An 8,952-nucleotide genomic window follows, 5' to 3' on the forward strand; every position below is an offset into this window, starting at 1 on the left:
GCGTCGTCGGCCGTGAAGATGGCCGTATAGCTGTTGCCATCCACTTGGGTGAAGTCGCTCAGGGTTCCGCCGCTGACGTTCACATCACTGTTGTCAAAACCGGCGACATCTTCGCTGAATTCAAAGATGACTAGAGAATTGTTAGTTCCGTCGTTGAGGGAAGTATCAACGATATCGACTGCAAGGGTCGGATTGAGCGTGTCAATCGTCACCGTATCCGTACCTGCTCCACCATTGTTACCGGCAATATCGGTGTAGCTATCGGCTGCTACGGACACCGAGCCGGTGGTTTCCACCGCGTCGTCGGCCGTGAAGATGGCCGTATAGCTGTTGCCATCCACTTGGGTGAAGTCGCTCAGGGTTCCGCCGCTGACGTTCACATCACTGTTGTCAAAACCGGCGACATCTTCGCTGAACTCAAAGCTGACCAGAGAATTGTTAGTTCCATCGTTCAGGGAAGTATCAACAATATCGACTGCAAGGGTCGGATTTAGCGTGTCAATCGTCACCGTGTCCGTACCCGCTCCACCATTGTTACCGGCAATATCGGTGTAGCTATCGGCTGCCACGGACACCGAGCCGGTGGAAACCACCGGCTCGGTGTCCGTGAAGATGGCCGTATAGCTGTTGCCATCCACTTGGGTGAAGTCGCTCAGGGTTCCACCGCTGACGCTCACATCACCGGCTGTGAAGCCATTCACATCTTCGCTGAACTCAAAGGTGACGAGAGAATTGTTATCGCCGTCGTTCAGGGAAGTATCAACGATATTGACTGTCACTGTAGGTGGAGTTGTATCGTAGGGAACGAAAACATATTGTCCATCTACCGCCTTGATACCGTCGGTGCCGTTGACGCTTGTGGCTCTGACACCAAGGGTGACAACACCCTGAGCCAATAACGATTCAATCTCTACCCCTTGATCCTTGCTGTAGCTGTAAGTGTAGGTATTACCCGCAGTCAGAAGATTGCTGCCATTATGCTCCTTTCCCGTTAACCCCGTATCGGAAATCTTGTCGTACCCATCCCAGACGATACCAGTCCCATTCATATTGAGACTGTTATCCTTTGATAACAACTTGATAGTGCCATCCGCGTTGCTATCGCCATTCGACCACCACAACGCATTGAGGTCCATCGACCCCTTCTTCATATCAACAGTCCACTGATTTGTGACCGTGTTGTAAGAAGCGGTGAACCAGAGAGCCTGGGTGGTGTCGCCGTATTCCCAGATGTAAGTGCCTTCCTGCAATGCCATAATAAAGATTCCCAATCAACAATTCCATACATACGGCAGATTCAGGCTCAGTTTGGTACATCTTCTCAGTGGAAACGCTTATCCAATAAGGAGTTATCGGTACAAAACGGACAGAAGAATCGCCGTATCTAAATGGTAACAGATTATGTAGCGTATGTAACCATTTAGGGACTTGCGCTTTGATAATGTACCATTTATGGCTTGTCTGATTCTTCTACAGAGCGACTGTCTGGCTGGGATATTATTCCTACGCAGGTCCCTTAGTGTGGCAAGCAGCCAGTGGCATTGATTCTGTGGAAGGACTCTCCTGGGGCAGCACAGAGGGATAATTACTACTCCTCCCGGAGGCGCGAAGGGTTCCTCGGTTATAAATTCCACAACATTGCCGTCAACATCCGCACCCTGAAGGGGTGACAACGCAGTTAAAGTCTAGGCTGGGTGTAGGGTGTGGGGAGTTTTTTGCTGTGAACAGTAAACAGTAATCAGTAAACAGTAATCAGTAATCAGTGCAAAGACAGTAGGAAACTTCTATTTAGGGTCTGCTGAAAAAGTTTTTCCTGGGGGTAGGAGTCAGGAGTCAGGAGTCAGGAGCCGGTCGTTTCAGGCTTTGTTGCCCTTGTTTTTTGTACCAAGCGATGTACTACAAGAAGGATAATGCAAGGTTTTTGAAAGTCCCAATCCTATTTTCTTGCACTAACATCGGACTTTAACAGGTCAAAAGCTTTATTTTAAAAGGGTTTTACCATTATTCAGCAAGCCCTATTTAATACTGCACACTTAAAACTCAAATCTGATAACTGATAACTGATAACTGATAACTGCTATAAACCCCCCCAAACTAATCGGGCTGCCCAAAAGGGAATTAACAAAAATAAAGCGATCAAATCAGCCCATCTTAACTTTAATTCGTGCCAGCGTACTTGATGCTGATTGGGACTGGTAAAACCGCGAACCTCCATAGCGATCGCTATTTGTTCGGCGCGCAAAAGCAAATTATCTAGTAATTTTTCCACTACTGTTAACCAGACGTTTAAACTTCTTTTAATCCCTAATTTTTGCCAATCGATCGCCCTAGTTCGCACTGACCTAGCTAGATTTTGCACTTCTTCTAAAACCAGGGGAATAAAGCGCAAAGAGAGGGTCAGAGTCAGAGAAATTTCCGTCACCGGCACATTAAATCGCCGTAAAGGACTCATTAAATTCTCTAAACCTTCGGTAATTTCTTCCGGGGCCGTCGTCAACAAAAAGAGATTAGTACTATAAATTAAAGTAAAAACTAAGGTACTAATTCTCACTGCTAATTCCAAAGAACGTCGGGTAACAAATAAACGACCTTTATCCCATAAAACATACTGATAATCACTTGCTGGCGGTAAATTCAGCCCTTCATCCGGTAAACGCGGCTGAATACTCACCGCTAAACCATCGGGAGTGATAGCAGTAATCAGAAAGACGATAATCGCTAAAAATATCAGCCAGCCCATCTGTTGCTGCCAGACCCGGGGGGGAATAGGTGCAAGCAGGGTTAACAACATTAATAATCCCACCAAAGCTAAACGCCACCAAGCATTAGCTAATAAGGGTGCTGCTAAAAACGCCATTAACCAGATAAATTTTACCCTGGCATCTAGTTGATGTAGTCGGGTAATCGGTTGATCGAGATAAAGACCGATGGGCAAACTTCGCAATAAATCCATAAGTAGTCGTGCAAAATTAATTTCCTAGTCGAGACTCCGAGACTCCGAGACTCCGAGACTCCGAGACGGGGGACAGCTATCAGGGATCAAATTTGAGTTTTTAGTTCACTGTTTACTGATCACAGCAAAAAGCATTCGACTGACGGCTTAGATGTGTAATTAATTGGGCTTAGGTACTTAAATTAGACCTTGGTGGCTCTATTAACCGTTTTTTCCACTTCTCGCGCCGGTTTGCCGCGCCAGATTAAGCGGATCGGGGTTCCTTTAAAGCCTAACTGTTGTCGGAATTGCCCTTCGATGTAACGGCGATAATTATCATTAAAGCGCTGGGGATCGTTAACGAAAAGGGCGATCGTGGGGGGTTGACTCGATACTTGCGTGCCATAGTATAGTTTCCCCTGTTTTCCGCCCCTGGTGGTGGGGGGATTGTGCCATTTAACCGCATCTTCGATCACATCGTTGATTACCGAGGTACTGACGCGACGACGGTGAGATTCGGCGGCAATATCGACTAATTCGAGGATTTTGGTGACTCTTTGCCCCGTCATGGCGCTGACAAAGATCATTTCTGCCCAATCCATAAAATACAGCCGATCTTGGAGCATTTTGGTGTAAGTATTGATGGTGTAGGTGTCTTTCTCCACCGCATCCCATTTATTGACCACTAGCACCACCGCGCGCCCTTCTTCAATAATTCGTCCCGCCAATTTTAAATCCTGTTCGGTGACACCATCTAGCACATCGATGACGAATAGCACCACGTCAGACCGGCGAATTGCCTTAAAAGCACGGTTAATACTGAAAAATTCGGCTCCATAGTCCACATTCTTCTTGCGGCGAATCCCGGCGGTGTCAATTAACCGATAAACCTGTCCTTCTCGTTCAATTAAAGTATCGATCGAGTCTCTGGTGGTTCCCGAAATCGGACTAACGATCGCCCGTTGTTGTCCGGTTAAAGCATTGAGGAGACTGGATTTACCCACGTTAGGACGACCGATAATTGCCACTTTAATCTCTTCATTTTCGGGAATTGCCGCCCCGGGTGGCAAATATTTAATCAGGGCATCCAGTAGTTCTCCTGTACCTGAACCGTGAATGGCCGAGATGGGGAAGGGTTCACCGATAGCTAATTCCCAGAATTCCGTCGCTTGCAGGACACCCTGTTCCACCGATTCACATTTATTGACTGCCAAAAGTATCGGTACATTTTGCTGTCGTAACCAAGCGGCAATTTCTCGATCGCCGGCGGTAATTCCTGCCTGGCCATCGACGACAAAAATCGCCACACTTGCCTCTGCTAGGGCGATTAAAGCCTGTTCGCGGATTAAAGGGAGAAATTCGCTGTCATCGTTAAAAACTAGCCCTCCTGTATCGACAATTTGAAAATCTCGATCGCACCAGAAAGCTGGTTGATAGGTGCGATCTCTGGTAATCCCGGGTTGATCGAAAACGATCGCCTGTTGATCTCCAGCGATACGATTGACGAGGGTGGATTTGCCCACATTGGGACGACCGATAATAGCGACGACAGGCAGTTTCATAAGAGGAGGAGGGGACGGAAATTAAAGACCCAATATTCTATCATAGCGATTTGCGATCGACCTTGGTTGATTTATCTGTTTCTGTTCGGCACTGAGACATTGAATACTTTAGTCTGTAGAACTTTGGTATACAAAAGACTAGAATTCAGCTTATGCAATCTGGTCAACTAGAGCAAATTTTAGGACGAGAGCTACAGCGTTATCGCCAAGAAAAAGGGTGGTCGCAAGAGTATTTGGCGGAAGTAACAGGTCTGCATAGAACTTACATCAGTCAACTAGAGCGAGGATTAAAAAGTCCATCGGTGAGAGTGCTTAGTCATATTACTAATGCTTTAGGTCTGAGGATGAGTGAATTTTTGTATTCCGTAGAGGAATCCCTAAGTGTTAACGAACGACGAGACTAAAAGACTAAAGCAGGCCATTCTAGCCGCAATTGCCTCACCATTGATTGGCTCGATCGAGGATTATAGCTGGGAAGCAATTTTTCATTATATCAAGAATATTCCTTTATCCGATCCTGCCCTAGGCAGAAGCAAACTACTCTACGATGCAGTGGACAGTAAAACTGCCAGTGGTTGGTCGCTAAAATCTCTACAACTGAATAGTTTAACTACAGATAATACCTTTTTGTTCGTAATTCAACGAGCAGATATTATCAAAAAAGCCATTCAACTTGGGGTTCCCTCTTTGAATCTGCAATCTTCCCCCGCACAACTGGGAACCGCTATTATTCAACACTGGAACGAGAAGATTCGCTCCAGTCAAACTGCTCAAAATGTCATCAACAGCTATGAGGGAATATTGCTAAAAAACCGAGAGGGCAATGAATATGTTTACTGTGAATACCCCCTTAATCCTCTTGATCCTAATGTTTTTTCTTGGGCATGGGCAATAGATAAAAAAACTGGGGGAGTAGGGGCAGGTTTACAGGGAAGCATCGCTGGCAAAACTCAGTTAGTTTGGTACAAAAATCAGAAACAGTTGTTTAGAAGCAGAACAATCCCCGCTGCCGCTATTCGTCTGAGAATTGAGAGAACTCGTCTGACAATAGATCGATATGTGGAGACAATTTTTGCAGCGCTACAAACCCAAACTAATACTCAAGATTTTGTCCCATAGAGTCTGCTACCACTTTGCCTAACAGTGGTGGCACAGATTCTCCAATTTGAGAGGCCATATCAGTATAAGTCCCTAAAAAGTGAAAATGATCGGGATAAGAATGTAATCTTGCTGCTTCACGAATTGTGATTGTCCGATTCTGGGTCGGATGAAAAAATCTGCCAGAACCGGGATGAAAAAACCACCTTGTAATTGTTCTTGCTGGTTTATCCCAAGAAAGTCGACCATAGGCCCCGCTATAGTGTTTTTTCGGTGCTAATTCAGCAGGTAAATCTCTCGCATCTTGTCCTTCCGCCAGAATTTGCACTCTTGACATTTGAATTGGTGTTAAAGGACGGGCAATATGATTAACAATTTTTTGACTTTGCTCACGCATCTTCTGTTGATATATGGTCTCGGGTTCCCTAGTATAAATTTCGTGATCATAAGCTTGTCCTGCTTCTAAAGTAGGTAAATCACTAATGGCATCTTTAACAGTAGTAACTGGGGCAATATTTGGTTCTAGTAAAGTAAGCTGTGTCCAAGATTTTACAGCTTTATAATCACTTCTGATATCACCAGAATGAGTTGCTTGGGGAAGGGATGGTAAACGCTCTAGACTAGCTAAAAAAAAGGCTCTTGAGCGAGTTTGTGGCACTCCATAATAAGCGGCGTTTAGGGAAGTAGTAACTACTTGATAACCCCAAGATTCTAAATGTGCTACAATTTCATCTCTGATGATACCGCCATAAGCTTTCAAAATTTCAGGAACATTTTCCATGACTACATGAAGAGGACGAAACTCTTGAACAAATCCTAAGAAAGACTTATATAAATGATTGCGAGAATCATTAAGATAGCGATACCCGGCTGGGATATTTCGTGAAAATCCTTGACAGGGTGGACCCCCGATAAGGGCGGTTAATTCTTCTCTTTGTAAACCTAAGTATAAGCGCAGTTCTGATGGATTAACTTTGCGGATGTCTTCCTGAAAAGTGCGTGTTTTAGGATAATTATGTTGATAGGTTGCTAATGCTTTCGCATTTACATCAATTGCACAGATAGATTCAAACCCGGCTAAATGAAATCCCGTGGTCAATCCGCCCGCACCAGAAAATAAGTCGATAATTTGTTGTTTCATGGTTGAATACTATCGTATTCGGAGCCTCTTGTCAACTAAATATCCTAGCGATGATAGCGACGACAGGCAGTTTCATAAGAGGAGGAGGGGACGGAAATTAAAGACCCGATATTCTATCATAGCGATTTGCGATCGACCTTGGTTGATTGATCGTGTTTCTGTTCGCTGGGAAACGTTTAGGCAGCCAATAAGGCTGAAATGCCTGAAATCAGCGCCTAGTAAGGTCTTTATCCCCCACGACTAACCTGATAACTGCTGAGAAGGGAGAAAAAAGCTGACGGCTAAAATAACTGATCACTGCCTTTTTCTAGGATTGAGAATCAGAATCCACCTCTGTCTTCACTTCGGGGACAATATCGGGTCTTTGGGCATCTTCCCAACCGACCGGGCGTTTAGAATTGTACCAAGCGATCGAACCGATGGTGACAGCAGCGAGAAAACCGACCACATAAACTGCCACAAAATAAACGGGGAATTTGCCACTGGCCACTTCTAGGAGTAGATACATAATTTTTTCACGATTAAGCTTTTAATTTGTATATCTTAACAGAATCGGCCCCCTCATCCCTATTCTCGATCGCTACTGGTCCACCAACCGGAAGGCAGCCAAATACCGCCATGGAGAGCTATTTTTGCCGGTGTCATCATATATCCCCAGGCTTCGCCGATCAATTCTCGCTCTAGATTATAAATAGGGATTCTGCGACGCTGATACTCGTTTTCTTCTGGATCTCTGCCGGGTTGATAATCTTCCAAAGCATCCAAAAGCCCAATATCATAATCTGCGTTAAAAGTCAATAAAATTCCCTTCACCCAGCCCTCGCCCTCGGTCAGTCCGGGATAACCGAGGGCGGTAAGATGGTATAAATACCCCTTTGTGTAGGCGGTTTTAGAGTTGATCACTTTTCCCGCACAGTAGGCAGAATAGTTACTCTGCTTAGGTTTCAGGGTTCCATAAACAAAAACTTCCATCATCGGTCTAATTGTGCTGCTACTCCTCCTAATAGGATATCGCGAACAAATTGACTGGCTAAAAGTTCGTGGGGAAAACCGAGGGAAATAGCACTGATATTATCGAGTCGTTGCAGCTGTTCCCCAGTCAGGTTAAAGTCCACACAGGCTAAATTATCCTGCAATTGGGACAATTTTCGAGCGCCAATGATAGGAATTACGGCGTTAGTCCGATTTCTTAGCCAATTTAATGCCACTTGTGCCGGTGATTTCTCAATTTCTCTGGCTATCTCTAGGACAGTCTCGGCAATTTTTAAATCGCGATCAAAAATTTGAAAAGGTTGGTCGGTCATGCTTAAACGTCCATCGACGGGGTTGGGTTGATTATATTTTCCCGTTAAAACTCCTCCTCCCAGGGGACTCCAAGCTGTCACCCCGATATTTAATGCTTTGGCCATGGGCAATAATTCCCGTTCGGGGGTGCGTTCCTTGAGAGAATATTCTATTTGTAGTCCGATAAAGGGTGTCCATCCCCGTAGGGTGGCCAGGGTGTTCCCTTGGGAGACAATCCAAGCAGGACTGTCAGAAATGCCGATATAAAGCACTTTTCCCATCCTGACCAAATCATCGAAAGCGCGCATCACTTCTTCGATAGGAGTGAGAGAGTCCCAAAGATGAAGCCAGAGTAAATCGATGTAATCAGTACCTAAACGCTTTAAACTAGCTTCTACCGCTTGAAAGAGGTTTTTTCGATGATTTCCGCAGGCATTGACATCGCCGGGGCGCGTGTTGAGAGAATATTTCGTGGCGATTACCCATTTTTCTCGATCGCCCTTGACAAATTCCCCCACTAATGTTTCACTGGTTCCGTTAGTGTAGAGATTAGCGGTATCGAGAAAATTGCCGCCCGCTTCCGCAAAAGCCCGAAAAACCGCCCGACTTTCTTCTTTATCGGACCCCCAACCCCAATCTTCCCCGAATGTCATCGTTCCTAGACATAGTTCGGAAACTCGCAGACCACTATTACCTAAAAGTTTGTAACGCATAATTAACTAAAATTTTGGCTCGCTTATTCTTTGTATGATAAGTTTAACTTATATAGGGCTTGCTGAATAAATCTAAAAACCTTGTTGGATAAGACTTTTAGACTTTTTTTCCCTCAAAAAGTGCCAGCCATTGCGGGGATCGGGGGCAAAATTCAGGTACTTTTTCCCTGAAAATTAGGCAACTGACTACCTCAAAATCGGTAAAACCCCACACCCCACACC

The 8,952-nt window shown here is 45.1% G+C and carries 9 protein-coding genes; 2 read left to right on the forward strand and 7 right to left on the reverse strand.

Features of this window, described 5'->3' with window-relative positions:
• From IM500_RS09630 to der, 3 genes are all read right to left on the reverse strand, one after another.
• Positions 1 to 1,256 (reverse strand): Ig-like domain-containing protein (locus IM500_RS09630; RefSeq protein ID WP_287738204.1); only part of this gene is annotated, 1,256 nt, incomplete at its 3' end.
• A gap of 821 nt (positions 1,257 to 2,077) precedes the next feature.
• The gene (locus tag IM500_RS09635; protein ID WP_287738206.1) at positions 2,078 to 2,953 is read right to left on the reverse strand and encodes an energy-coupling factor transporter transmembrane component T family protein; all 876 of its coding nucleotides are present in this window, start codon (positions 2,951 to 2,953) and stop codon (positions 2,078 to 2,080) included.
• A 182-nt stretch (positions 2,954 to 3,135) separates the two neighbouring features.
• Positions 3,136 to 4,494, reverse strand: coding sequence for a ribosome biogenesis GTPase Der (gene der, locus IM500_RS09640; protein ID WP_190723671.1), 1,359 nt, complete (start codon positions 4,492 to 4,494; stop codon positions 3,136 to 3,138).
• Between the two features lie 152 nt (positions 4,495 to 4,646).
• Here der and IM500_RS09645 point away from each other — a divergent pair, with 152 nt between their 5' ends.
• Together IM500_RS09645 and IM500_RS09650 are read left to right on the forward strand one after the other, a co-directional pair.
• Positions 4,647 to 4,898 (forward strand): helix-turn-helix domain-containing protein, encoded by a 252-nt coding sequence (locus IM500_RS09645; protein WP_002761350.1) that lies wholly within the window; start codon positions 4,647 to 4,649, stop codon positions 4,896 to 4,898.
• The gene (locus IM500_RS09650) at positions 4,876 to 5,613 is read left to right on the forward strand and encodes a hypothetical protein (protein WP_002761349.1); all 738 of its coding nucleotides are present in this window, start codon (positions 4,876 to 4,878) and stop codon (positions 5,611 to 5,613) included. The genes IM500_RS09645 and IM500_RS09650 overlap by 23 nt, the downstream gene beginning before the upstream one ends.
• On the opposite strand, the gene IM500_RS09655 is transcribed toward IM500_RS09650, so the two are convergent.
• From IM500_RS09655 to IM500_RS09670, 4 genes are all read right to left on the reverse strand, one after another.
• Complete coding sequence (locus IM500_RS09655) at positions 5,588 to 6,733, reverse strand: DNA cytosine methyltransferase (RefSeq protein WP_072926932.1); 1,146 nt, start codon at positions 6,731 to 6,733, stop codon at positions 5,588 to 5,590. The genes IM500_RS09650 and IM500_RS09655 overlap by 26 nt on opposite strands.
• Positions 6,734 to 7,040: 307 nt before the next feature.
• A complete protein-coding gene (gene psb35 / locus IM500_RS09660) occupies positions 7,041 to 7,241 on the reverse strand; it encodes a photosystem II assembly protein Psb35 (RefSeq protein WP_002761344.1) in 201 nt (66 codons plus the stop codon).
• A 59-nt stretch (positions 7,242 to 7,300) separates the two neighbouring features.
• Positions 7,301 to 7,708 (reverse strand): gamma-glutamylcyclotransferase family protein, encoded by a 408-nt coding sequence (locus tag IM500_RS09665; RefSeq protein WP_002761342.1) that lies wholly within the window; start codon positions 7,706 to 7,708, stop codon positions 7,301 to 7,303.
• Positions 7,705 to 8,730: an aldo/keto reductase gene (locus IM500_RS09670; protein ID WP_190723675.1), complete on the reverse strand. Its 1,026-nt coding sequence runs from the start codon at positions 8,728 to 8,730 to the stop codon at positions 7,705 to 7,707. The genes IM500_RS09665 and IM500_RS09670 overlap by 4 nt, the downstream gene beginning before the upstream one ends.
• Positions 8,731 to 8,952: the final 222 nt, after the last annotated feature.

Source organism: Microcystis sp. M179S2, assembly GCF_020245805.1.
Lineage (GTDB): Bacteria > Cyanobacteriota > Cyanobacteriia > Cyanobacteriales > Microcystaceae > Microcystis > Microcystis aeruginosa.